Annotated in this window: 23 protein-coding genes and 5 pseudogenes; 13 read left to right on the top strand and 15 right to left on the bottom strand. The window is 72.1% G+C overall.

Translation table 11 applies throughout. The features are described from left to right. Positions 1-253 precede the first annotated feature (253 nt). The 5 genes from OG946_RS09865 to OG946_RS09845 form a co-directional block, all read right to left on the bottom strand. Positions 254-1426, bottom strand: a complete 1173-nt coding sequence (locus OG946_RS09865) for a lactonase family protein (protein WP_326795758.1) — start codon at positions 1424-1426, stop codon at positions 254-256. 171 nt (positions 1427-1597) lie between these two features. Continuing rightward, entirely contained in the window at positions 1598-2215 is a 618-nt protein-coding gene (locus OG946_RS09860; RefSeq protein ID WP_326795757.1) for an MBL fold metallo-hydrolase, read from the bottom strand. Further along, positions 2212-3297, bottom strand: coding sequence for an S-(hydroxymethyl)mycothiol dehydrogenase (locus OG946_RS09855; RefSeq protein ID WP_326795756.1), 1086 nt, complete (start codon positions 3295-3297; stop codon positions 2212-2214). Before OG946_RS09855 ends, OG946_RS09860 begins: the two co-directional genes overlap by 4 nt. A 94-nt stretch (positions 3298-3391) precedes the next feature. Further along, positions 3392-3820 (bottom strand): NUDIX hydrolase, encoded by a 429-nt coding sequence (locus tag OG946_RS09850; RefSeq protein WP_326795755.1) that lies wholly within the window; start codon positions 3818-3820, stop codon positions 3392-3394. Between the two features lie 128 nt (positions 3821-3948). Further along, positions 3949-4596 carry a hypothetical protein gene (locus OG946_RS09845; protein ID WP_326795754.1) on the bottom strand — a complete coding sequence of 216 codons (648 nt, stop codon included), beginning with the start codon at positions 4594-4596 and terminating at the stop codon, positions 3949-3951. A gap of 528 nt (positions 4597-5124) precedes the next feature. Between OG946_RS09845 and OG946_RS09840 the strand changes: the two genes are divergently transcribed. Continuing rightward, positions 5125-6201: an XRE family transcriptional regulator gene (locus tag OG946_RS09840; RefSeq protein ID WP_326795753.1), complete on the top strand. Its 1077-nt coding sequence runs from the start codon at positions 5125-5127 to the stop codon at positions 6199-6201. 32 nt (positions 6202-6233) lie between these two features. Further along, positions 6234-7133, top strand: coding sequence for a phosphotransferase family protein (locus tag OG946_RS09835; protein WP_326795752.1), 900 nt, complete (start codon positions 6234-6236; stop codon positions 7131-7133). Here the strand turns inward: OG946_RS09835 and OG946_RS09830 are convergent, their stop codons facing one another. After that, positions 7134-7628, bottom strand: coding sequence for a GNAT family N-acetyltransferase (locus OG946_RS09830; protein ID WP_326795751.1), 495 nt, complete (start codon positions 7626-7628; stop codon positions 7134-7136). A 61-nt stretch (positions 7629-7689) separates the two neighbouring features. Here OG946_RS09830 and OG946_RS09825 point away from each other — a divergent pair, with 61 nt between their 5' ends. Next, positions 7690-8025, top strand: coding sequence for a hypothetical protein (locus OG946_RS09825; RefSeq protein WP_326795750.1), 336 nt, complete (start codon positions 7690-7692; stop codon positions 8023-8025). 11 nt (positions 8026-8036) lie between these two features. Here OG946_RS09825 and OG946_RS09820 read toward each other — a convergent pair whose 3' ends face one another. Next, positions 8037-8471: a hypothetical protein gene (locus OG946_RS09820; protein WP_326795749.1), complete on the bottom strand. Its 435-nt coding sequence runs from the start codon at positions 8469-8471 to the stop codon at positions 8037-8039. Between OG946_RS09820 and OG946_RS09815 the strand changes: the two genes are divergently transcribed. The 3 genes and pseudogenes from OG946_RS09815 to OG946_RS09805 form a co-directional block, all read left to right on the top strand. Continuing rightward, on the top strand, positions 8463-9113 hold the full coding sequence (locus OG946_RS09815) for an HAD family hydrolase (RefSeq protein WP_326795748.1): 651 nt from the start codon (positions 8463-8465) through the stop codon (positions 9111-9113). The genes OG946_RS09820 and OG946_RS09815 overlap by 9 nt on opposite strands. Positions 9114-9411: 298 nt before the next feature. Then, positions 9412-9945 (top strand): annotated as a pseudogene (locus tag OG946_RS09810) (3-keto-disaccharide hydrolase); the annotation flags it as partial. Between the two features lie 182 nt (positions 9946-10127). Next, positions 10128-11447 (top strand): annotated as a pseudogene (locus tag OG946_RS09805) (PQQ-dependent sugar dehydrogenase); the annotation flags it as partial. A gap of 173 nt (positions 11448-11620) precedes the next feature. On the opposite strand, the gene OG946_RS09800 reads toward OG946_RS09805, so the two are convergent. Then, a complete protein-coding gene (locus OG946_RS09800) occupies positions 11621-12508 on the bottom strand; it encodes a sigma-70 family RNA polymerase sigma factor (RefSeq protein ID WP_326795747.1) in 888 nt (295 codons plus the stop codon). Positions 12509-12641: 133 nt separating this feature from the next. Between OG946_RS09800 and OG946_RS09795 the strand changes: the two genes are divergently transcribed. Beyond that, positions 12642-13085: a carboxymuconolactone decarboxylase family protein gene (locus OG946_RS09795; protein WP_326795746.1), complete on the top strand. Its 444-nt coding sequence runs from the start codon at positions 12642-12644 to the stop codon at positions 13083-13085. A 197-nt stretch (positions 13086-13282) separates the two neighbouring features. On the opposite strand, the pseudogene OG946_RS09790 reads toward OG946_RS09795, so the two are convergent. After that, a pseudogene (locus tag OG946_RS09790) lies at positions 13283-13624 on the bottom strand (STAS domain-containing protein); the annotation flags it as partial. A gap of 339 nt (positions 13625-13963) precedes the next feature. Here OG946_RS09790 and OG946_RS09785 point away from each other — a divergent pair. From OG946_RS09785 to OG946_RS09775, 3 genes are all read left to right on the top strand, one after another. Continuing rightward, positions 13964-14737 (top strand): class I SAM-dependent methyltransferase, encoded by a 774-nt coding sequence (locus OG946_RS09785; protein ID WP_326795745.1) that lies wholly within the window; start codon positions 13964-13966, stop codon positions 14735-14737. A 132-nt stretch (positions 14738-14869) separates the two neighbouring features. Continuing rightward, entirely contained in the window at positions 14870-15853 is a 984-nt protein-coding gene (locus tag OG946_RS09780) for a hypothetical protein (RefSeq protein ID WP_326795744.1), read from the top strand. Positions 15854-16089: 236 nt separating this feature from the next. Next, entirely contained in the window at positions 16090-16866 is a 777-nt protein-coding gene (locus OG946_RS09775; protein ID WP_326800196.1) for a DUF4232 domain-containing protein, read from the top strand. A gap of 333 nt (positions 16867-17199) precedes the next feature. Here the strand turns inward: OG946_RS09775 and OG946_RS09770 are convergent, their stop codons facing one another. The 3 genes from OG946_RS09770 to OG946_RS09760 form a co-directional block, all read right to left on the bottom strand. Beyond that, positions 17200-17697, bottom strand: coding sequence for a dihydrofolate reductase (locus OG946_RS09770; RefSeq protein ID WP_326795743.1), 498 nt, complete (start codon positions 17695-17697; stop codon positions 17200-17202). Continuing rightward, complete coding sequence (locus OG946_RS09765) at positions 17694-18491, bottom strand: thymidylate synthase (RefSeq protein WP_326795742.1); 798 nt, start codon at positions 18489-18491, stop codon at positions 17694-17696. The genes OG946_RS09770 and OG946_RS09765 overlap by 4 nt, the downstream gene beginning before the upstream one ends. 117 nt (positions 18492-18608) lie before the next feature. Further along, positions 18609-20045, bottom strand: a complete 1437-nt coding sequence (locus OG946_RS09760) for an MFS transporter (RefSeq protein ID WP_326795741.1) — start codon at positions 20043-20045, stop codon at positions 18609-18611. Positions 20046-20140: 95 nt separating this feature from the next. Between OG946_RS09760 and OG946_RS09755 the strand changes: the two genes are divergently transcribed. Together OG946_RS09755 and OG946_RS09750 are read left to right on the top strand one after the other, a co-directional pair. After that, positions 20141-20743, top strand: a complete 603-nt coding sequence (locus tag OG946_RS09755) for a MarR family winged helix-turn-helix transcriptional regulator (protein WP_326795740.1) — start codon at positions 20141-20143, stop codon at positions 20741-20743. A gap of 114 nt (positions 20744-20857) precedes the next feature. After that, a pseudogene (locus OG946_RS09750) lies at positions 20858-20941 on the top strand (ADP-ribosylglycohydrolase family protein); the annotation flags it as partial. Positions 20942-21073: 132 nt separating this feature from the next. Here the strand turns inward: OG946_RS09750 and OG946_RS09745 are convergent. From OG946_RS09745 to OG946_RS09735, 3 genes and pseudogenes are all read right to left on the bottom strand, one after another. Beyond that, positions 21074-21325: pseudogene (locus OG946_RS09745) on the bottom strand (anthrone oxygenase family protein); the annotation flags it as partial. 165 nt (positions 21326-21490) lie between these two features. Then, the gene (locus OG946_RS09740; RefSeq protein ID WP_326795739.1) at positions 21491-21730 is read right to left on the bottom strand and encodes a heavy-metal-associated domain-containing protein; all 240 of its coding nucleotides are present in this window, start codon (positions 21728-21730) and stop codon (positions 21491-21493) included. After that, positions 21727-22164 (bottom strand): nuclear transport factor 2 family protein, encoded by a 438-nt coding sequence (locus OG946_RS09735; RefSeq protein ID WP_326795738.1) that lies wholly within the window; start codon positions 22162-22164, stop codon positions 21727-21729. The genes OG946_RS09740 and OG946_RS09735 overlap by 4 nt, the downstream gene beginning before the upstream one ends. 120 nt (positions 22165-22284) lie before the next feature. On the opposite strand from OG946_RS09735, the gene OG946_RS09730 reads away from it, so the two are divergent. Then, positions 22285-22914: a TetR/AcrR family transcriptional regulator gene (locus tag OG946_RS09730; protein ID WP_326795737.1), complete on the top strand. Its 630-nt coding sequence runs from the start codon at positions 22285-22287 to the stop codon at positions 22912-22914. The last annotated feature ends 172 nt before the right edge of the window (positions 22915-23086 follow it).

Below are 23086 nucleotides of genomic sequence, written 5' to 3'. Positions count from 1 at the left end.
CCGACAGTGTGGGGTGGCCGACTTGGCCGCCAACAGGGGACGACTTGGCGTCTACTTGAGTATTCGTCATGGGAAAGGCGGCATACAAGACACGCCCGACCTCTCGGGCACCGGATTCGGGGTGTGAGGTCGTGTTTGATTATCTGTTCGAATTCGGTTGTCCGGTGCCCGCGGGCTCCGGCGGCGGCTCCGGAGCCCCGCGGCCCGGCACGAGGTGACCCAACGTGACGGCGCGAGGGCCGGCCGGCCGCGCTCAGGTGGGCAGGACGCAGCCGGCGGACGCCGTCGCGAACGGCTCGCCCGACGCGGTGAGCGCGCCGGTATCGGCGTCCACGGTGAACACGCCGATGGTGCGGCCCCGTTCGTTGGCCGAGTAGAGCAGCCCGCCGTCCGGCGAGAGCGTGATGTGCCGCGGCCAGTTGCCGCCGCAGGGCACGGTGTCCACGAGCCGCAGCGCGGCGCCGTCGTCCTCGACGGCGAGGCGGGCGACGCTGTCGTGGCCCCGGTTGGAGAGGTAGACGAAGCGGCCGTCCGCCGAAATGGTGATCTCCGCCGGGAAGTTGCCGCCCGGGTCCACGTCGTCGGGGAGGGTCGGCAGGCTCGCCAGCCGGGTCAGCTCGCCGGTCGCCGCGTCGTGGGCGTACGCGGTGACGGTGCTGTCCAGCTCGTTGGCCACGTAGGCGTACGCGCCCCGCGGATGGAAGACCATGTGCCGCGGCCCGGCGCCCGGCACGGCCTTCGCCTCGGAGACCGGCGAGAGCGCGCCGCTGCCGGGGTCGAGGGCGTACGTGTAGACGGAGTCGGTGCCCAGGTCGACGGCGTAGACGAAGCCGCCTGCGGGGTCGGTGACGATCTGGTGGGCGTGCGGGCCCTCCTGGCGGTCCGGGTCGGGTCCCGAACCGGAGTGCTGGACGAAGCCGGTGCGCTCGCCGACGCTGCCGTCCGCCTCGATGGCGTGCGCGGCGACGCTGCCGCTGCTGTAGTTGGCGCTGAGCAGATGCCCGCCGCCGGGGTGCACCGACAGGTGCGTGACGCCGGCGCCGCCGGTGGACTGCACGCCGCCGAGGGCGCTGAGCGCGCCGTCCGCGCCGATGGCGTACGCCCGTACGCCGCCCTCGGCGCCGCCGCCGACGGTGGAGTAGAGGACGCCGCCGGCGGGGGAGAGGGCGAGGAAGTCGGGGTTGGTGACGTCGCCGAAGCCGCCGTCGGCGGCGGCGAGGGCGCCGGTGGCGGTGTCGTAGGTGCAGGCGAGGATGCCCTGGCCGTAGGTGCCGAGGTAGAGGGGGCGCCGGGCGAGGGGGCGGGCGGTCTGCGGCGGGCCGGCGTGGGCGGTGCCGATGGCTGCGGTGCCGATGCCTGCGGCGCCGAGTGCGCCTATGCCTGCGGCGCCGAGGAGGACGGCGCGGCGTGTGGGGCGGGACGGCATGGAGACCTCCAGTGGGGGATGGAGTGACGTGGGTGGCATGTCCCGGCCATGAGCATGCCGGGACCCCCGGGGCGGGTCAACGGCGCCCGGGGGCCGCTGTGCCGGGGCGCCGCGCCGGGGAGGGCGCCCCGCCGGGGGACGCCCGTTCCGTACCCCTCCCTCCCCCGGGGACTACCAGCCCTCGGCGCCCGCCGCCTCCGCCGCGATCGTCGTCGACTCGCCGTGCCCGGTCCGTACGACCGTCTCCGGCGGCAGCGTCAGGAGCCGTGCGCGGATCGACGCCTCGATCGTCGGACGGTCGGAGTACGAGCGTCCGGTGGCACCCGGGCCGCCGTGGAAGAGGGTGTCGCCGGTGAACACGGTGCCCAGCTCCGGGGCGTACAGACAGACCGCGCCCGGCGCGTGGCCCGGGGTGTGCAGGACCGTCAGCTCCGTGCCCGCGACCGGCAGCGTCTGGCCGTCGGCGAGGGCGGCGTCCGGGGCACGGTCGGGATAAGTCATGTCCCACAGCACCCGGTCGTCGGGGTGGAGCAGCACCGGCGCGCCGGTCTTGGCGGCGAGGGCGGGGGCGGCGTCGATGTGGTCGTCGTGCGCGTGGGTGCAGACGATCGCGGTGACGCGGCGGTCGCCGACGGCGGCGGCGATGGCGTCGGAGTCGTGGGCGGCGTCGATGACGAGGGCCTCGGTGTCGTCGCCGACGATCCACACGTTGTTGTCGACGTCCCAGGTGCCGCCGTCGAGCGAGAACGTACCGGAGGTGACCAGGTGGTCGATGCGGGCGCGGCTCACAGGATCACCACCGAGCGCAGCACGTCGCCGGCCTGCATCCGGGCGAAGGCGGCCTCCACGCCGTCGAGTTCGATGGTCTCGGAGACGAAGGCGTCGAGGTCGAGGCGGCCCTGCCGGTAGAGGTCGATGAGCATGGGGAAGTCGCGGGACGGCAGGCAGTCGCCGTACCAGGAGGACTTCAGTGCGCCGCCGCGGCCGAAGACGTCGAGCAGCGGCAGCTCCAGCTTCATCTCGGGCGTGGGCACGCCGACGAGGACGACGGTGCCGGCGAGGTCGCGGGCGTAGAACGCCTGCTTGTACGTCTCCGGGCGGCCGACCGCCTCGATGACGACGTCGGCGCCGTGGCCGCCGGTGAGGTCCCGTACCGCCTCGACGGGATCGGCGGCGCGGGCGTCGACGGTGTGGGTGGCGCCGAGGCGGGTCGCGGTGGTCAGCTTCCGCTCGTCCACGTCGATCGCGATGATCTTCCCGGCACCCGCGAGCCGCGCCCCCATGACGGCGGCTCCGCCGACGCCGCCGCAGCCGATGACGGCGACGGAGTCGCCGCGGCCGACGTTGCCGGTGTTGAGCGCGGCGCCGAGACCGGCCATCACGCCGCAGCCGAGCAGCCCGGCCGCGGCGGGGGACGCCCCGGGATCGACCTTCGTGCACTGGCCGGCGGCGACGAGGGTCTTCTCCGCGAACGCGCCGACGCCCAGCGCGGGCGACAGCTCGGTGCCGTCCTGGAGGGTCATCTTCTGCGTGGCGTTGTGGGTGTCGAAGCAGTACCAGGGCCGGCCCCGCTCACACGCCCGGCACCGGCCGCACACGGCCCGCCAGTTGAGGATCACGAAGTCGCCGGGCGCCACGTCGGTGACGCCGTCGCCGACGGACTCCACGACACCGGCGGCCTCGTGGCCGAGGAGGAAGGGGAAGTCGTCGTTGATGCCGCCCTCGCGATAGTGCAGGTCGGTATGGCACACCCCGCACGCCTGCACCGCCACCACCGCCTCCCCGGGCCCGGGGTCGGGCACGACGACGGTGGCGATCTCCACCGGCTCGTTCTTCGCACGCGCGACGACGGCTCGTACGTCCTGGGGCACGGGGCGCTCCTCTCGTGGCGGGGCTCATACAGTACGTCGCCGGCCTCCCCGGAGGGGCGAGGAGGGCGTCAGCGAGGCGAACGGAAGACGCCGCCTACCGGACGAGCCCGACGAACTCCCCCTGGTCCCCGGCCAGCAGCCCGCCGGCCCGCTCCAGGGGGACGAAGAAGCACCGGAAGACCATCCCCTGGTCCTCGTCGCCGCTGACGACGGTGTGCATCCAGTCGTCCCGGGTCTCGGCGGTCTCGGCCTGGAAGTAGACGGTGACCTGCGGCTGCCCGGTATGGGGATGCGGACTCTGCTGCACGGCCAGCGCCGCCCCCAACGTCACCCCCGCCACCCCGGTCTCCTCGGCGATCTCCCGCAACGCGGCCTCGGCGAGCAGTTCCCCGCCCTCCACACCCCCGGTCGGCACCTGAGTCCCCGCCTCGGGATAGTCCCGGTGATCGAACACGAGCAACTCCCGCCCACCCGGACGACGGCGGATCACGTAGGCGGCAGTCCTGACACGCGCGGTATGCATCGGAAACCTCCGGTCAAAGCCGACCGCACCGGCCGGAAACCGATCCGGAGCCACGCTACGGCGCGCCGCGCGGGCATCTGCTTGCGGCGAGGGGGATGCCACGCGCCCGTTCCCCGGGGTGCAAGACCCTATCCGGGAGTGAGTTCGCCCAGGGTCACGGGCGTGCAGTCATGGACGGTGACGACCTCCTGCACCGCCAGGACCCAGCGCAGCCGGGAGGGGTTGCCGTATGGGACCAGGGTGAGGCCGCTCTTCGCGGTGCTGAGGACCGGTTGGAGCGTCGCCGGATTATAGACAAGCCCGGCGACACCCCAGCTCGACGTGCGTCCCACCAGCGCGGCGGTGTGGGATCTGCGCAGGCGTGGACAGTGACGTACGGCTTCGTCGCCGCAGGTCTTGTGGACAGGCGGCTGGAACATGCGTTCCCCGGCGGCGATGGGCTCGTCCCCGGCGACCACGAACAGCAGCGGCTCACCCGTGGGCGCGGCCGGGGCGAAGCAGACCTGGCACAGCTTGTCGGTCATCGCCTGCCGCTGACGAGGCCCATGCACGAGTCCGATCTGAGCCCGCCCTTCCCCCGGGGCCTCCGGAACCCGCTTCCACAGCAATCCACGATGACGGTCCATCGGCTGCTCGTCCGCGTACCCGATTCCTTCGCCACCGAGGAAGGGGAGCCATCGGCGCGTGACGCGCGCGGCCACCGATGCTTCGCCAGTCCACGGAGCGATCGCGGGTACCCGCATGCCGTTCTGGTAGTGCGGTTCCTGCGATGCCATGACACTCCCTGCGCTGCTCTCGACTTTCCGGGGGCAGATGCCCGGGAGTCGAGCAGTCCGTCCGTCCCGGGCCTCTGAGACGAGAGAGATTCGTGGAGGTGCAGGAGGCGGGCAACTGGCATCCGTCACAGTTCCCAGCGATCGGCGTGGCGCATCACAGCAATTGTCCCAGGTTTCCGAGGTGCGAACAGATCCTTGTCAGACTGGGCATGCCGCCGGTCAATCGGATCTTCCGGCCCGGAGAGGAAGCGAATGGATCGAGAGGTACGGGCACATGGCCCTTCGTGTGCGCACCGGTTACGTGCGCAAGGAATCGCCGAGGGGCGGACATGCCAGGAAATCGCCGCGACGATTCACCAGCACTGCTCCGTTTCCCTGCTGCGCGCCCACCGCCTGGCACGAGGGTTCACCCTCAAGAGCGCCGCAGAGAAGCTACGCAACCTGGCAGCGGGACACGGAGAGGCCGCTCCGAAGCCGGACCCGATCCAACTGGGATATTGGGAGACGGGCAGGAATCATCCAAGACCCGTGACCCTGGGTCTGCTGTGCTCCTTCTACGCGGCCACGCCGGAAGAGATCGGCTTCACAAGTACGGCGTCAAGGCAGGCACTTGTGCCCGCCGGCACCTTCGCCGGTGGATCCTTCGGGCTGCGGCTTGATGCGGTCCGGCGCGCAGTCGACCGGACTCTGGCTGCCGCCAGCATCAGTCCCGCCCAGCTCGATCTGCTTGACGAGCGGATTCTCTGGGCCCGCCAGCAGTACGTGTACACGCCTCCGGCTCCCATGATGGAGACACTTCTCGGCCTCCTCGCGGACGTCGAGGACCTGGCCGGGGACCGGCAGCCGGCCGCGGTTCAGGTCCGGCTGTCAGAACTTACGGCGATCCTTTCGACGTTGACCGCCGACGCCCTGATGAAGCTCGGCGACCTCGCCAGATCACAGGCGTGGTACGGGACCGCACGTGCTGCCGCAGAAGACAGCGGAAACGTGGAGTTGCGCGCGAGAGTCAGGGCACAAGCAGCGATGCTGCCGTTCTACTACGGTCCTCTCGAAGCCGCGGTCGCTCTTACCCGCGAGGCCAGGATGATGACCCGTGGCCGCCCCTCAGTCACCGCCGCGTTCGCCACAGCCGCGGAGGCTCGTGCACTGGCAAAGCTGGGCGATGGCCAAGGGGCGCGGTGTGCGCTCCGCAACGCGACCGATCTGTTCGAACGGTGTGCGTCGGAAGACAACGGCGATGACGCCTTCTCCTTTCCCGAGCGACGGTTTCTGCTGTACCGGAGCGGGACACTGACCGCGCTCGGCGACACGCGGCAGGCCCGGCGGGTGCAGGCGCGGGCCCGGGACCTCTACCCGACCAGAACGGGTATCGATCCCGCACTGCTCCAACTGGAAACGGCAATCTGCGCCGCCGTCGACCAGTGCCCGGCCGACGCCTGCGAGCTGGCGGGTTCCGCGATCCTGGCGATCCTTCCCGCTCACCGGACACCGATCTTGCGAGCGCGGGCCCGCGAGGTCATCAGAGTGCTACCGTCCCCGACACGCAGCAGCCGGCCGGTACGTGAACTGCGGGAGATCCTCGCGCTGACTCCGGGGGCGAGGTGACAACGGGGGCCGCGGTGGGCGACCTTGGAGTCATGACAGCGGCGGTGCCGATCGCGGGTGGCTTCACCGAGTCGGAGAGGCAGCACGTTCTGGAGCGGGCATGCGCGGTGGTCGGCCTCGACGGTTCCAGCGCCCGTCTGCTACGTGGGCATACGAACGCGGTCGTGCTGCTGGCCAGGGAACCGGTGGTGGTGAAGATCGCGAGGCGCGGGACACGGGTCGGTGACGTGGCGCGCACCGTGGCGTTCGTTCGCTGGCTCATGAGCGTCGGATTCCCGACCGTCTCCCTCCTGCCCGTTGATCAGCCCGTGGTCGTCGACCAGCATGCGGTGACGTTCTGGACCTATCTCCCCCAGCCACCCGATCCGGTCGCGGCCGTCCAACTTGCCGCCCCTCTCAACGCACTTCACGCACTCACTCCGTCGCTGACTCTCCCGACGCATGACAACCTGCGTGCCATTCGCCGCTCGATCTCGGCGATCGCGCATCTTCCGGTGTCGACGGTGGACTATCTGTCTGGCTGCGCCGATCGGCTCGAATCCGAACTCCGGGACGTTCGATTCGACCGACAGCCAGGCATCCTTCAAGGCGACCCGCAGCACCGAAACGCCTTGCACACCCCGACGGGAGCGGTCCTGTGCGACTGGGACACGGTGACCGTCGGGCAGCCGGAATGGGACCTGGTGACCGTTGAGATACATTGCCGCAGATTCGGCCATGGGCGCCGCCACTACGAGCGGTTCGCGGACGCCTACGGCTGGGATGTGGTGCGGTGGCCGGGGTACGGCACACTGGCTCGGATCCGCGAGCTTCGCATGATCACCACCAACGCCCGGAAGGTACGGCACACACCGGGCAGTCTGGAGGAGGTCAAGCGCCGGATCGAAGGCGTACGGCGTGGGGACAGCGAACTCCGTTGGCACATCCTGTGATCAGGAGTCCGCGTGCCGGCGGTTGGTGGCTCGGGGACGGGCGGGTGTGGTGGCGATGCTCATCCGGGGGAGGGTCCGGCCGGGAAAGGTGCCCGAGGGGATCGTGCCGATCCGGGTGGCTCCCATGGCGCGGTAGAACGGTTCGGCGTAGGGCTCGGATCCGATCTCCAGACGGGTGAAGCCGAGGGCTTCGGCGACCGCGACCGCGTGCTGGAAGAGCCGCCGGCCGACGCCGGTTCCGATGGCCGGGGGGTCGACGAAGAGCATGCCCAGCTCCCCGTCCGGCGGGTCGCCCTGGACGGTGACGAAGCCGAGGATCCGGCCCCGGTGCTCCGCCACCGAGGTGCGGCGCCGTTCGATGTCGCCCGGGGCCAGCGTCAGCTCAGCGCGGCACCGGGCGAGGAAGTCCTCGTCGTACCCCCAGTGACCCTTGGAGCGCAGGGCCAACTCGCTCAGCTCTCCCGCTTCGTCCGGCCGGGCTGCTCTGATCTGCATCGGTGCCTTCCCTTCTGCGGTCGGTGGAGCCCCCGTCGGCGGGGTGTGTGAGCATGGGGGGATGGTGGACGGGCTTCGTGTCGATGCGTCGATCCTCATCCCCGAGGACGAGTTGCGCTGGGAGCTTCCCGCCGATCCCGCGGTCGGCCGGGCCGATCCCACCCTGGGCGGCTTCTACACCGTCCTCATCCTCGACATCACCGCGTGCGCCGCGCTGGATGCGCCGCAGCGGCAGCGGATTCGTGAGCACGTCCCGCGGTTTCGGCGCAGCGGGGACGTCGTCGTGGCGAACGTCGACGGTGTCATCACCGTGACCGTCGACTGGATCGTCGGCCATCCCGAGTCCGGCCGTATCGCCCGGGAACATCTGGCCGCGGTGCTGCGCGACGCCCTCTGACCTGGCGGGGCTCAGGTGAGGACTTCCAGCTTCAGCTCCTCGATCCGGCTCCTTTCCGCGGTGAGGCCGATGCTCGTGATCAGGCCGCCCACGATGCCGAACCTGAACACCACCAGCGGGCGGCCGTCGCGGATCCAGACGGCGCCCACCGCGCCGTCGACCAGCGCGAGCTTCGCGCCGCCCGCGCGGCCGAACGGGAACCGGCCCGCGGCCACCGAGCCGAACGCCTCCTCGGGGGCGCCGAGCCGTACCGCGGGGGTGTCGGCGCGCAGGACGACATCGGGGTCGAGGACGCCGAGGAGGGCTTCGAAGTCACCGCCGCGGGAGGCCAGGAGGAAGGCGGAGACGACCTCGCGGCTGCGCTTGGCGTCGGCCGCGGGATATTCCGAGCTTATGGGTAATTCTGCCCGGTGTGTGACCGCTCTACGCTGCTGTGCATGAGGCAAAGCCCTGTGGAACTGGTGATCTTCGACTGCGACGGCGTGCTCGTGGACAGCGAGCGGATATGCATCAAGGTCGACGCGGTCGTCATGGCCGACCTGGGATGCACCTTCACCGAAGCCGAAATGGCCGAGCTGTTCGTGGGCTCGTCCATCGAGGTCTACACGGCGGTGGTCGAGGAACGGCTCGGACGGCGGCTGGAAAAGGGCTGGCACCGGCAATACGACCACCTTTACCAGGCGGCGCTCGAAGAACAACTGACCGCGGTCGACGGCATTCCGGAAGTCCTCGACGGACTCACCACGGGCTTCTGCGTCGCGTCGAACGGTGACCACGCCGCCATCCGGCGCAGCCTGACGACCACCGGTCTCCTCCGCCATTTCGAGAACCGCATATTCAGCGCGGCCGACGTCCCGCGCGGCAAGCCCGCTCCCGACCTCTTCCGGCACGCCGCCCGCGCCATGGGTGTGCCGCCCGACCGCTGCGCGGTGGTCGAGGACAGCGCCTACGGGGTGCGGGCGGCCCGGGCCGCGGGGATGCGGGCCTTCGGCTACTGCGGCGGGCTCACGCCGGCCGCGCGGCTGACGGGGCCGGGCACGGTCGTGTTCGACGACATGCGCGACCTGCCCGCGCTGCTGGCGGACTGACTGCGGGGGCGGAGCGGCCGCCCGCCTCGTCGCGGGCCTCGACTTCCCGTACGTACCGGGGCGTTGACCCCGGGCGGCATGAGGCTTACGTTGACAGAGCACAGTCAGAAAGCGCTTTCTTCGCGATCTCAGGAGAATCACTGTGCCCACCCCCCACCGCCGCATCCCCCTCCGGGCCGCCCTCGTCGCAGCCGCCGCCGGCTGCCTCCTCGCCGCCGCCCCCGCCCCCGTACCCGCTGCTACCACCCCCGCCGCCACCCCCGCTGCCCAAGCCCCACCCGCCGCCGAACGCCTCGTCCTCTTCGACGGCACCGGCACCGAAGGCTGGAGCCAGGCCGGGCCCGGCGGGTTCACGCTCGCCGACGGCGCCCTCACCTCGTACGGCGGCCTCGGCCTCATCTGGTACTCCGGCCGGGAGTTCGGCACCCGCTACCACCTGACCCTCGACTGGCGCATGGCCGGCGACGACAACTCCGGTGTCCACCTCGGCTTTCCCGCCGGCGACGACCCCGCCATCCGCAACAGCGGCTTCGAGGTCCAGATCGACGCCACCGACTCCCCCGACCGCACCACCGGCGCGGTGTACGGGTTCCAGTCGCCCGACATCGCCGCCCGCGACGCCGCGCTCAGGCCACCCGGCGAGTGGAACACCTACGACCTGCGCGTCGACGGCAACCGGCTCACCGTGGAGCTCAACGGCGTGCGGATCAACGACTACACCGACACCGTCCCCGAACGCCGGCTCGGGCCCGGCCACATCGGGTTGCAGAACCACGGGACCGGGGACGAGGTCTCGTTCCGGAACATCGTGATCGAGGTCTATGGCAAGTGACGAGCAGGCGGGGTCCGTCGTCCCGCCGCACCGCCTCCACCGTTGGGAGCCCCATGAGCCGCACGGTCAAACCCCTGTCCCTCGTCGCCGCGCTCACCGTCCTGCCCGCCTTACTGGTGGCGACGCCCTCCGCCGTGGCCGCGCCCGAGCCCACCGGCGCGAGCGCACCGAACGCGGCCGGGTTCACCCGCACCGCGCTGGTCGACTCCGGCCTCGCCGACCCGTTCGAGCTGGCCGTCACGCCCGACGGGCGGGTGCTGTACGCGCAGCGCACCGGTGAGCTGAAGATCATCGACCAGGAGACGCGGGAGGTCACCACCGCGTACGACTTCGACTACCCGCTGGAGTTCACCACCCAGTCCGACGGGCTGATCGGGCTCACGCTCGACCCCGCGTTCGCGCAGAACCACCGGCTGTACGTCATGCACTCCGACAAGGCCGAGAAGAAGGTCAACATCTCCCGGTTCACCCTCAAGGGCGACCGGCTCGACCCCGCCTCGCAGAAGGTGCTGCTGTCCGTCCCCACCTGGCGCGGCGAGGGCCGCGCCAACGTGCACATGGGCGGCTCCCTGGCCTTCGACAGCAAGGGCAACCTGTACGCCGCCACCGGCGACAACACCGACCCGTTCGAGTCGGACGGCTTCAGCCCGACCGACGAACGCGCCGGCCGGCACGCCTGGGACGCCCAGTCCACCGCCGCCAACACCAACGACCTGCGCGGCAAGGTGCTCCGCATCAAGCCCACCGAGGGCGGCACGTACACCGTGCCCCAGGGCAACCTCTTCCGTAAGGGCGAGAAGAAGACCCGCCCGGAGATCTACGCGATGGGCTTCCGCAACCCCTTCCGCATCTCCGTCGACCCCGCGACCGACGCGCTGATGGTCGGCGACTACGGCCCCGACGCCCGCGCGGCGAACGAGAACCGCGGCCCGGCGGGCATCGTCGAGTACAACCTGATCTCCAAGGCCGGCAACATGGGCTGGCCGTACTGCGTCGGCAACAACATCCCGTTCAGCGACTATGACTTCGCCGCCGGCACCTCCGGCGGGAAGTTCGACTGCGCCGCGCCCGTGAACAATTCGCCGAACAACACGGGCAAGACGCAGTTGCCGCCGGCCACCCCCGCGCAGGTCTGGTATTCGTACGCGGCCTCCGCCGAGTTCCCGCAGCTCGGCTCCGGCGGCGGCGGTCCGATGGGCGGCCCGGCGTACGACTTCGACCCGGACCTCGACAGCGCGACGAAGTTCCCCGAGGCGTACGACGGCAAGTGGTTCAACTACGAGCTGACCCGCAAGTGGTTCAAGACGTTCTCGTACGCGGACGGCAAGCTGGAGTCGATCGACCCGGTATTCGAGGGCATGAGCTGGATCCAGCCCTTCGAGGCCGAGTTCGGTCCTGACGGCTCGCTCTACGTCATCGACTTCGGCGAGGGCAGCGGCGTCGGCCGCGGGAGCACCAACACCAACGCCGGGATCTACCGCATCGACTACGCCGCGGGCGGAGCCGAATAGGCGTGACGGAACGGGCGTAGCCCGTCAGCCGTGGCCGACGGGGCGCCGCCGGGCGATTCTCTCCCGCCCGGCGGCGCCCTCGGCCTCGCGACTGCCGTACGCGTCCTCGGCGGCCCCCGCGACGGCCGTACACGACCTCCCGGCCCGCACGGTGCCGGACCCGGCTACTCCAGCACCGCGATGTCCAGCTCCTCCAGCCGACCCGGCTCGCCCACCAGCTCGATCGCCGTGATCCTGCCGTCCTCCAGGGTGAAGCCGAACGCCACGATCGTGCGTGCCTTCGCCTGCCACACGGCGCCCACGGCCCCGTCGACCAGCGCGAGCCGCGCCCCCTGAGCGCCGCCGGAGAAGATCCTCGCCACCCCCTGCGCCCCGTGGGTGGCCTGCGCCGCGCCGATGCTCACCGCGGTGGCGTCGGCCCGCATCGCGACGTCCGGCGCGAGCAGCGCCAGCAGCCGGTCGAACTCGCCGTTGCGGGCGGCGGTGAGGAACGCGCTCACGACCTTGTGCTGACGCCGCAGGTCGGGCAGCGGCGAGGCGCCCCGGACGCGGCGGCGGGCCCGGCTGGCGAGCTGCCGCGTGGCCGCCGGGCTGCGCTCGATGACCGCGGCGATGTCGGAGAACGGCACGGCGAACATGTCGTGCAGCACGAAGGCCAGCCGCTCGTCCGGCTCCAGCGTGTCCAGCACGACCAGCAGCGCCCTGCCCACCGAGTCGGCGAGCATCGCCGCCTGCTCCGGGTCGGCGGCCTCGTCGGCCGGGGCGGCGGGCTGGGGGTCGGCGTGCTGGTCGAGCAGCTCCTCGAACAGTTCCTCGCGCCGGGTACGGGCCCGCAGGATGTCCAGGCAGACGCGGCCGACGACGGTGGTGAGCCAGGCGTCGAGGTTCTCGACGGCCGCCACGTCGGCGCGCTGCAGCCTGATCCACGCCTCCTGCACCGCGTCCTCGGCCTCCTCCGCGGAACCGAGCATGCGGTGGGCCACGGCCTGGAGCCGCGGGCGCTTCTCCTCGAACCTGCCGGCCAGCAGTTCGCTCTCGTACATGGCCACCATCATCCTCCTTGCCGGTGCGGCCGCGCGGCGGGCCGGTGTCACACCCGCCCGCCGGCAGACGTCGTAGCAGTGTGCACGTCGGAATCCGGCGGCACGCAATTTCCATGAGGAGTGCGATTCCATGCAACCGCGAATGCAGAATCCGGCCATGATTCTCGATGCCATGCAGCCCGTCGGGGACATTTACAAGGCCGCCTTTTCCGGCGGGGTACCGAAAACCACGCTCGACCTGGTGCACCTGCGCGCCAGCCAGATCAACGGGTGCAGCTCGTGTGTCGACTCCGGCGCCCGTAACGCCCGCAAGAGCGGCGAGACCGACGAGCGGCTCGCCAGCGTCGCCGCCTGGCGGGACGCGCCGTATTTCACCGACGAGGAGCGCGCCGCGCTGGCGCTGACGGAGGCCACGACGCGGATGGCCGACCGCAGCGACCCGGTGCCCGACGTCATCTGGGACGAGGCCGCCAAGCACTACGACGAGAAGGGCCTCGCGGCCATCGTGCTGACGATCGCCGTGACCAACCTGTTCAACCGGCTCAACGTGACCACCAAGCAGGTGCCGCAGGACTGGAGCTCCTGACCCGGGCTTCGCACACCGGCCCGGTCCGCGGGCGGCGGACCGGGCCGGCTGCCGCCCGGGGCCGTGGGGCCGCGGGTCGTTGACGGTCGCGGCCCTCCCCGCTGGGCCGGCCGCGTGCGGGGGGAGTAACGCGGACGCCGGAGGTCTGCTCCGGGGGGACACGCCGCGCTGGCGGTTCGGCTCCTCGACGAGGGCGGCGGCGCAGGGGGCGGGGCGGGGCGCGGGGCGGGGAGGATGCCGGTGCCGTGGAGGTGGCGGCGGGCGGCGGCGACGGCGTCGGGGGTCGTGGCGTACTCGCGGCCCTCGGCCCGTAGCAGAACCAGCGCGCCCACGGAGTCGAGCGCCCGGCGGTGCTCGTGGCGGATGCCGGAGGTCATGACGACGATGCCGCGGCGGTCGAGGGCCTCCACCGCGTCCTTGAGGACGAGCGCGCCGGTGGCGTCGATCGTCGAGACCCGGGACATCCGCAGGATCACGACGCGGACGTCGGCGATGTCGGTCAGCTCCAGCAGGAAGCGGTGCGCGCCGGCGAAGAACAGGGTGATTCAGGTTGGTTTCGCCGACTGGTTGCCGTGAGTTTGCCGCAGTGGCGCTCACTCCAGGCGGCCTGAGTGGGCGCTGGCGCGCCCAGGTGGGCGAAAGTCGGGCCCGGTGGGCGTTTTTGGGCTGGTTTTCGGGGTGGGTTACCGCGAGTTCATCCCGGCCGCGTGCGTTCCGATCGGTCTGGGGGGCGGCTGGCCAGGTGGGTGCGTCTGGGTGGGCGAAAGTCGGCACCAGGGGGCCGATTCGGGCCGGATCCAGGGGTGTTACCGCGAGTTACGGCCCAATTCCTCCCCTGTAGCGCTACGGACAGGGTCCGCCGCACCGTCGCCGGGCTGATGCACGTCGTGGGGCGGGGAGTTGGGCGTCGCTTCCCCGGGTGGGTGGGTTCCGGGTGTCGGCGGGCGCGGGTTGTCGCGTGTGATCGCCGCTGCGGCCGGAGCCGGTTCCGCCGGGGACGTGGCCGGGCTCCGAGGTGGGGGGCCCAATGCTCCACAACCCACGTTGGGCCGTTCACCTACGAGATCGCCCACCCCGACGCCCGCTCCCACCACCCGGGCATCCTGCGCGCGGTCCCCGAGGGCTGCCGCGAGGCGCTCGACGTCGGCTGCGGCGACGGCCTCCTCGCACGCGAACTCGCCGCGCGGGCGGAGCGCGTGACCGGCGTCGACAACTCCCCGGAGATGATCGCCAGCGCCCGCGAACAGGCCGCGGACCGGCCCGGGATCGACTTCGTCGCGGGCGACTTCCTCACCGTCGACCTGCCCGCCGCCGGCTACGACTTCATCTGCTCGGTCTCCGCCGTGCACCAGATGGACTTCACGGCCGCCCTCGCCCGCATGCGCGAACTGCTGCGCCCCGGCGGCGTCCTCGTGGTCGTCGGCCTCGCCCGCGAGGCGAGCGTCGGCGACTGGGCGGTCATGATCGCCGCCGCGCCCGTCGTACGCGCCGCGAAGGTGCTGCGGCGGGCCTCCTTCCCGACCGGCATGCCGTGCATCAGCCCGCACATGAGCTACGGCGAGGTCCGCGCCGAGGCCCGCCGCCTGCTCCCCGGCGTGCGCTACCGCCGCCACGTCCTGCGCCGCTACAGCCTCACCTGGCACGCCCCCTGACCGGCCGCCGGCTTCGGCGGTCCCCCGACCCGACCGGCCTCGCCCCGACCCACCCCGCCCACGTGCGAGTTCACCTGCTCGTCACGTCGCGCGGCCTACGCCCCCGGCCGCCGGGCTCCTAGGCTGATCAGCATGCCGACCCACCGCATCAGCGCGCCCCTGCCCGCCTTCGACCCCGCGCAGGCGGAGGTCGTCATGGAGCCCGAGGCCCCCGAAGCCGGGTACTGGACCGGCTGTCCCGGGGTGCTGTACGAGCCCGAGCAGGGGCGGTGGCTGATGACGTACCGGCGACGGCGGCCGCGGGGGCACCCCGGCGGTGAGCGCGGCTGGCGGTGCGCGATCGCCGTGAGCGAGGACGGGGTGGACTTCACCGACGTGTGGAGCGTGGAGAGCCGGCAGTTGGGCACCGACTCGATGGAGCGCTTCAGCCTGCTGCCCACCCCGGGCGGCTATCAGCTCTACCTCAGCTACGTCGACCCCGCCGACTCCCGCTGGCGCATCGACGTCGTCGACGCCGCCGCACCCGACGCCTTCGACCTCGCCGGGGCCCGCCCCGCGCTCACCGCCGCCGGCACCGGCACCGAGGGCGTCAAGGACCCGTACACGCTCCGGCACGGCCCGGTGACCTACCTCTTCGCGAGCTACGCGGCCGCCGGGATCGCCGCCGCCGACGCCGACCGCGCGCACGCCACCGCCGACGTCTTCAACACCGGTGTCACCACCCACCCCACGGGTCTCGCCCTCTCCCTCGACTGCGGCGCGACCTTCGCCTGGCAGGGCGAGGTCATGCCCACCGGCAGCGGCTGGGACGCCTACCAGACCCGGCTCAACTCCGCCGTCCCGCTCGGCCCCGGCGCCGGCTGGCTCGGCTTCTACGACGGCATCGCCTCCCACGAGCAGAACTACGAGGAGAACTGCGGCCTCGCGCTCTCGTACGACCTGCGCACCTGGCACCGGCTCAGCACCGAGGGGCCGTGGGCGACCGTCCCGTACGGCACGGGCTCGGTGCGCTACGTCGACGCGGTGGTGGCCGAGGGCATGTGGCACATCTACTTCGAGTCCGCGCGCCCGGACGGGGCGCACGAACTGCGGCTGGCGCGCGTACCGGTGGGGTGAGCGGGGGCCCGCGGTTAAGCGTCCGTTGGTGCGCGGCGCGGAACTGTGACCGTGCTGTGTCAGACGGAGTGACCCCCGTCACGGCCGCGGCGCATCCGCCCTGGTCAACTGAGCGGATGCGCCCCGCCACCCGTGCCACCCGGCCGTTCCGCAGACGTCATGTCGGCCTCCTCGCCCTCGGTCTCGCCGCCGTACTGCTGCTCGCCGGCTGCGGCACCGAACCGGCGGACGGGGCCGTGGACGCCGGGGCCCCGACCGCGCCGGGCGACCCGACCCCGGTGGAGGTCGACGGCGTGACCCTCACCCGCGTCCACACGAACCCGGAGAGCGCGGAGCCGGTGCGGGTGGAGTTCGAGATCGCCAACCGCGGGTCGGAGGCGATGACGTACACCGTCGCCTTCGAGGTCCGTACCGCCTCCGGCGAGGTGCTGTCGTACCCGGAGAAGATCGTGGAGTCGGTCCCGGCCGGCCGCACGGTGCCTGACCAGGCGGACGTCACCGACGCGATGTCGGCCGGGCGCGTGGCCCAGGTGCAGATCGGCGAGGTGCGCAGTGTCCCGGCGGACGAGGCGCCCTCGATGGGCGGTCCGTGCCCGCCGACGGGGGTGCGGCTGTACGCGGACGAGGGCAACGCCGCGATGGGCCTGCGGGTCGTCGGGCTGTACCTGGAGAACTGCGGCACCGAGGTACACCGGCTGGAGGGCTATCCGCGCCTGCAACTCCTCGACGAGGAGCACGCGGAGGTCACCGGCGTACGCATCCGCCGCGGCGGCGCCGCCATCGCCTCCGGCACCGGCGCGGACGCCCCGCCCCGCCCGCTGGCGCTGCAGCCGGGGGAGCGGGCGTCGAGCCAGTTGGTGTGGCGCAACACGGTCGAGGCGGGCGAGGCGGTCAACGTCCCGTACGTACGGGTGTGGGCGAAGCCCGACGCCGCACCGGTGACGGTGACGCCGGAACTGGACCTCGGCACGACGGGCGAACTCGGCGTCGGCGCCTGGCAGAAGACCGACTGACCCGCACCCGCACCATCCCTTCCCGCACCCCCGCCCAAGGGTAGCCGCGCCCTGTGACATTGCCCCGGCGCCCGCGGCGGCGTTGCGCCCCGAGAGGCGTGGACAGCGTGCGATGTCAGAGTAGGCCCCTACCCTTGGGCGGGAGTGCGGGGTTTGATGGCGCGCTTCCGGTGAGTAATCCGGTGCGGTACGCGGTACGCGGTACGCGGTACGCGGTACGCGGTACGCGGTACGCAGTGCGGTACGGGTGCTCGGTTCCGGTCAGCGCTTCAGGTGCGCGGTTTCGGGCGTTCCGTACGCGGTTCCGGTGCGCTGCGGCAGCGCGTCCCGGTGTTACCTCGTGAACGTACGGATGCGGTACCGCAGTCCCGACCCGCTGAGCTGCCAGCCGCCGTCCTCGGCGACCCGCCACTCCGGGCCCGGCACCGGCGCGTACGTGTCGCCGCCCGCCACCGCCGTGTCGACCTCCGTCACCGAGAGCGTCGTGGCGTGCCCCAGCGCGGCCCGGTAGACCTCCCCGCCGCCGATCACCCACACCATCGTGGCGGCCGGCGAACCCGCGGCCAGTTCCAGCGCCCCGTCGACGGACCCGGCGCCGACCGCGCCCTCCGCCGTCCACCGGGGGTCGCGCGTCACCACGACGTTGCGCCTGCCCGGCAGCGGGCGGAACCGCGGTGGCAGCGAGTCCCAGGTCCTGCGCCCCATCACCACCGGGTGGCCGAGGGTGGTCGCCTTGAAGTGCGCCATGTCCTCGGGAAGGCGCCACGGAATGCCGTTGTCCGCGCCGATCACGCCGTCGCGCGCCTGCGCCCAGATGAGCCCTACGTTCACACCGCGACCGGGGCCTTGATGGCCGGGTGGTGCCGGTAGCCGAGCATCTCGACGTCCGCGTAGGCGTAGTCGAAGAGCGAGTCTGCCCGGCGCAGCCGCAGCTCCGGGAACTCGTACGGGGTGCGCGAGAGCTGCTCCGTGACCTGCTCGACGTGGTTGTCGTAGATGTGGCAGTCGCCGCCGGTCCAGATGAACTCGCCGGGTTCGAGGCCGGTCTGCTGCGCCACCATGTGCGTGAGCAGCGCGTAGCTGGCGATGTTGAACGGGACGCCGAGGAAGAGGTCCGCGCTGCGCTGGTAGAGCTGGCAGGAGAGCTTGCCCTCGGCGACGTAGAACTGGAAGAAGGCGTGGCACGGCGGCAGCGCCATGTTCTCCAGCTCGGCGACGTTCCAGGCGGAGACGATCATGCGGCGCGAGTCGGGGTTGCGGCGGAGGGTGTCGAGCACGTCGCTGATCTGGTCGACGTGCCTGCCGTCCGGCGTGGGCCAGGAGCGCCACTGGACGCCGTAGACGGGGCCCAGTTCGCCGTCCGGTCCCGCCCATTCGTCCCAGATGCTGACGCCGTGCTCCTGGAGCCAGCCGACGTTGGAGTCGCCGCGCAGGAACCACAGCAGCTCGTACACGATGGACTTCAGATGCACCCTCTTGGTGGTGATCAGCGGGAAGCCCTGCGCGAGGTCGTAGCGCAGTTGGTGTCCGAAGACACTCCGGGTGCCGGTGCCCGTCCGGTCGGCCTTGGCCGTCCCGGAGGTGAGCACGGTTCGCAACAGGTCTTCGTACTGGGTGTCCGCCACAGCGGCGAGTCTACTGCCGCCCACCAGGCAGACCGCGAAACGGAACCCCCGCCACCGCCCGGGCGGCGGGGATTCGCCCCGGGTGCCGTACGGAACGGGCGCCCCGGCCCGTACGCGCTACTTGCGGCCGTGCCGCAGCCCGTGCACCGCGGCGATGGCCGCCGCCCCGCCGGCCGCGACGCCGGCGATGACGAAGCACAGGACGTACGCGTCGACGGTCGGTACCTCGGTGCTGTCGATGACCTGCGCCGCCAGCACGGCCGCGGTGGCGGCGCTGGCGATGCTGCCGCCGGCGGTGCGCACGAGGGAGTTGATGCCGCTGGCGATGCCGCTCTGGTCCATGGGTACGTGCTGGACGGCGAGCGTGCCGAGGGCCGCGTAGGCGATGCCGATGCCGAGGCCCTGGATGCCGCTGAAGATCATGACGTCGAGTGCGGAGTCGTGCATGAGCGCGAGCCAGACGTACGCGACGCCCGCGATGACCGAGCCGGTGGCGAGGGTCCAGGCGGCGCCGATCCGGGCCTCGATGCGGCCGGAGAGCGCCGAGAAGACCAGCATGGAGAGGGTGCTCGGCAGCATGTACAGGCCGACGTCGAGCACCGAGCCGGTGAGCCCGTAGCCGACCTCCGCCTCGGGGGTCTGGATGAAGTTCGAGATCAGGGTGAAGGCGGCGAACATCGAGAAGCCGAGGAGCAGCGAGGCGAGGTTGGCCGAGAGCGACTTGGGGCCGACGAGGATCTGCAGCCGTACGAGCGGCTCGCGCATCCTCAGCTCGACGGCTACCCAGACCGCGCACAGCACGACCGCGGCGGCGAACAGGCCGAGGATGCGGGCGTCCGTCCAGCCCCACGAGTTGCCCTGGCTGATGCCGATCAGCAGGCTGACCAGCCAGCCGCCGAGCAGGGCGGCGCCGATCAGGTCGGGGCGCCCGCCGGCGCGGCGGCCGGAGTCGCGGGTGCAGAACAGCACGAAGAGCAGTCCCACGGCGGCCATGGCGGCGGCGATCCAGAAGACCGGGTGGTGGGAGTCGGTGTTGTCGGCGATGAGACCGGTGACGAGCATGCCCACGGCGCCGCCGACGCCGAGGGTGGCGCTGACGACGCCGATGGCGGTCGTGACCCTCTCGCGCGGGTAGGAGTCGCGGATCATCCCGATGGCCAGGGGGATGACGGCCGCGGCGGTGCCCTGGAGCGCGCGGCCGACGATGAGCAGGGCGAGCGAGTCGGCTATCGCGCAGATGACGGAGCCGGCGACGAGCAGGCCCATCGTCACCGAGATCATCTTCTTCTTGCCGTACATGTCGCCGAAGCGGGAGAGCAGCGGCGTGGCGACCGCCCCGGCGAGCAGGGTCGCGGTGAAGACCCACGAGACGGCGGCGACCGAGATGTCGAACGTCTGCATGAGCTGGGGGAGCAGGGGCAGCACCAGCGTCTGCTGCAGCGATACGACGAGCCCGGCGGACGCCAGCGCGAGCAGCGTCAGGCCGGGTCCTGAGGACTGGTCCGGCCGGTCGGCGCGGCCGTCCTCGGCCACCGTGGTGGCGGTGTCTGTCATCGGGGTGGACTCCTGCGACGGGAAGTGGATTACTTGACTTACGCAAGCATGTGATACTTAGTTGAGTCAAGCAAATTAAGGTTAAAGTGATCCCCATGTCTGTCCGGCCGCCTGAAGCCACTCACGTCTCCTCGGATGTGGCCGAGATCGAGCGTGCCCTCAGCCGCATCGCGTATCTGAGCAGCCGGGCGCGGCAGCACGACCGGCTGATGGCGCTGGCCGAGGTGCCGCTGGACCGGGCGGCGGTGGCGCTGCTGCGGCAGATCGACGACTCCGAGCCGCTGCGCCTGGGCGAGCTGGCGGACCGGCTGGGGGTGGAGGCGTCGCACGTGACGCGGCAGGTGCAGCAGTTGCAGAAGGCGGCCTACGTCTCCCGCGTCCCGGATCCGGACGACCGCCGGGCGCAGCGCATCCAGCTCACCGACGCCGGGCGTGAGGCGATCGGGCGCATCCGCGCGGTGGCGTGCCGGGGGATGCAGGGGGCGCTGGCGGAGTGGTCGCCGGAGGACCTGCGGACGCTCGCGGAACTGTTCCACCGGATGGTCGACGACTTCGTCGCGCACGTCGACGAGTGGGCGGCCGAGGTGGAGCGGGTCGCCGGCCCCGGGCCGGACGGGGAGGACGAGGCGGGCGGGCCGGGCGCGGCCGGTCCCGCGAACCGCTCCGGCGACGACACCCCGCCGGGGGCGGGGGTCTGACGGGGCGGAGGGCTCGTGTGTATGGACTTACGGGCCGCGGGAAACGACTCGTGGTGCGGGCGGCGACCTTGACGGTCAGCATCGCGGGCGTCGACCTCCGCGGTCCGCTTCGCGGCCACCGTCCTCGCGCCCGGCTGGCACCTCGATCAGGCGACCGAGTTCAACGGTGCCGTCTGGCCCTGCCTGGGCTCCGCGGTCACACAACGGCTCGGGGGCTGGCGAGTGCGCCGGCACCCCCGGGGTCCGCTCCGGGGGCGCCGCCGCGTCCGCCGCGTCCGCGGGGCGTGCGGCGCGACGGCGCAGGGCGAGCGTTATGAGCAGGGCGAAGGCGGCGACCGCGGTGAGCGTCCGCAGGTTGTTGTAGAGGTCCCAGCGCCGGAGTATCTCCGCGTGGTCGGCGGGGGCCGAGGAGGCGGCCCACTTCTTGATGCCGGAGTTGATCGGGACGTTGCCGAACCGGGTGATGAGGAACGAGGCCAGCGCCAGCAGCGTGGCCCCGGCGGCCGGCACCCGCTCGCGGCCGCGGTGCAGCAGGGCGAGGGCGAGCGCGCTGAGCACGGTGAGCGTCATCGCCGTCTGCATCACGGGCGAGTTCATCTTCATCAGCTCGGCGTGGAACGACAGGCGGGTCTCCAGCGGCACGGCGTCGAACGTCGGGCCGAGGTTCACCGCGCCGTAGCCGAACGCCCCGGCGAGCAGCCCGGCGGAGAGCAGGGCGACGGTGGTGAGGATACGGATCGGCACGGGCTAACTCCGTGGTGTCGCGGGTGGTTCGGGCGGGGGTGGGCCAGGCGTGTAGCCCGCTTCCTCCACGGCGGCGTGGATGTGCGCCCGCGGCACCGGGCGGTCCGCCCGTACGACCACGGTCTCGGCCGCTATGTCCACGCGCACGTCCGTGACGCCCGGGACCCGGCCGATCTCCTCGCCGACGATGTCCGCGCAGTGACTGCACACCATGCCCAGCACGGTGTGACGGGTCTCGATCACGGGCCGTCCCCCTCCTTGCCCGCCGCTTTCCCGCGCGGGCTCTTCCCGTCCGCCCCCGGGTCCTTGATGGTCCTGCTGAGCTGGTGTGTCCTGCGTATCCGGCCGTCCGGGGCCAGCTCGCCGAAGAGATGGACCTCCGTGGCCGTCCGCCGGCCCCTGCGGTCCGTGGCGTGGATGGTGAAGCGGGCGGCGATCCGCTCCCCGTCCCGCAGCGCCTCGTGCACCTCGAAGGCGAAGTCCGCCAGGTTCTTACGGACCGGGCGGATGTGCGCCACCAGCCGCTCCCGGTCGATGCGGATCCCGTCGGCCGTCTGCACGATGTCCGGCGTGTAGTAACGGTCGACGACCGGGCCCGGGTCGCTGCCGTCCGCCGTGATCTCCCGCGTGAAAGAGGTGAAGAACTCGGCCATGAACTGGCGGGCTGTGTCTGTCATCTCGCTCCCCCCGGTGGCGAGGGCGAGCCCGCGCGCACGGCGACGTAGCACCCGCAGGGCGCTATCTCTTACACTCCGTAAGATATAGTGCCCGATCTAACTTTGACAAGGTGTAAGATTTTGCCGTCCAAGGGATCCAGCGAACCCGCCGAGTCCGCGGGCCACCGCCCCGCCCCGCGCCGCCGCCGCGCCGACGCCGAGCGCAGCAGGTCCGCCATCGTCGACGCCGCGGTCCGGCTGCTCGGCGAGCGGCCGGAGGCCAGCGTCGAGGCCATCGCCGCCGCCGCGGGCGTCACCCGCCAGACCGTCTACGCCCACTACCCCTCGCGCAACGAGGTGCTCACCGCCGTCTTCGACCGCGTCACCGCGGAGACCGACGCTGCGCTCGACGCCGCCCGCCTCGACGAACTCCCCGCCGCCACGGGTCTGCTGCGGCTGCTCGACGTGAGCTGGGAGATCGCCGACCGCTACCCCGGCCTCCGGCACGCGGAGCCGCCCCCCGCGGACCGCCGGCAGGAGGACGAGCAGCACCGGCCGATCACCGACCGGCTGGAGCGGATCGCCCGCCGCGGCCAGGAGTCGGGGGAGTTCGCGCGCGACGCCGAGCCGCACTGGCTGGCCGCCGCCACCGTCGCCCTCGGCCACGCGGCAGGGGCGGAGGTCGCCGCCGGCCGGATGACCCCGGCCGCGGCGGCGGAAGCCCTGCGCGTGGGAGTGCTGCGTCTGCACGGGGCGGAGTCGGAGGGCTAGGGCCCCGAGCGTGCGTACGGGGTACGACGGCCGGGCCCGGGAGTCTCAAAGGAGTGCGACCCGCGGCCCGGGCCCGTCGGCCCGGGTCGCGGGGTCCTTCGCAAGGCCGGGCGCCCCCGTGGTCGCCCCGCCCCGCGGCGCCCTCGGCGCCGCCGTCCGTACCGCCCCCGTC

This window comes from Streptomyces sp. NBC_01808, from assembly GCF_035917395.1.
In the GTDB taxonomy this organism is placed as follows: Bacteria; Actinomycetota; Actinomycetes; order Streptomycetales; family Streptomycetaceae; genus Streptomyces.
This window is presented reverse-complemented; position numbering and strand designations above follow the sequence as displayed.

Excerpts from the sequence above, each read along its gene's own strand:
- OG946_RS09760 (WP_326795741.1), bottom strand. The coding sequence starts at position 20,045 with ATGACAGACACCGCCACCACGGTGGCCGAGGACGGCCGCGCCGACCGG.
- OG946_RS09865 (WP_326795758.1), bottom strand. The coding sequence starts at position 1,426 with ATGCCGTCCCGCCCCACACGCCGCGCCGTCCTCCTCGGCGCCGCAGGC.
- OG946_RS09835 (WP_326795752.1), top strand. The coding sequence starts at position 6,234 with ATGACAGCGGCGGTGCCGATCGCGGGTGGCTTCACCGAGTCGGAGAGG.
- OG946_RS09800 (WP_326795747.1), bottom strand. The coding sequence starts at position 12,508 with ATGGTGGCCATGTACGAGAGCGAACTGCTGGCCGGCAGGTTCGAGGAG.
- OG946_RS09785 (WP_326795745.1), top strand. The coding sequence starts at position 13,964 with ATGCACGTCGTGGGGCGGGGAGTTGGGCGTCGCTTCCCCGGGTGGGTG.
- OG946_RS09830 (WP_326795751.1), bottom strand. The coding sequence starts at position 7,628 with ATGCAGATCAGAGCAGCCCGGCCGGACGAAGCGGGAGAGCTGAGCGAG.
- OG946_RS09845 (WP_326795754.1), bottom strand. The coding sequence starts at position 4,596 with ATGGCATCGCAGGAACCGCACTACCAGAACGGCATGCGGGTACCCGCG.
- OG946_RS09755 (WP_326795740.1), top strand. The coding sequence starts at position 20,141 with ATGTCTGTCCGGCCGCCTGAAGCCACTCACGTCTCCTCGGATGTGGCC.
- OG946_RS09795 (WP_326795746.1), top strand. The coding sequence starts at position 12,642 with ATGCAGAATCCGGCCATGATTCTCGATGCCATGCAGCCCGTCGGGGAC.
- OG946_RS09825 (WP_326795750.1), top strand. The coding sequence starts at position 7,690 with ATGGTGGACGGGCTTCGTGTCGATGCGTCGATCCTCATCCCCGAGGAC.
- OG946_RS09780 (WP_326795744.1), top strand. The coding sequence starts at position 14,870 with ATGCCGACCCACCGCATCAGCGCGCCCCTGCCCGCCTTCGACCCCGCG.
- OG946_RS09735 (WP_326795738.1), bottom strand. The coding sequence starts at position 22,164 with ATGACAGACACAGCCCGCCAGTTCATGGCCGAGTTCTTCACCTCTTTC.
- OG946_RS09850 (WP_326795755.1), bottom strand. The coding sequence starts at position 3,820 with ATGCATACCGCGCGTGTCAGGACTGCCGCCTACGTGATCCGCCGTCGT.
- OG946_RS09815 (WP_326795748.1), top strand. The coding sequence starts at position 8,463 with ATGAGGCAAAGCCCTGTGGAACTGGTGATCTTCGACTGCGACGGCGTG.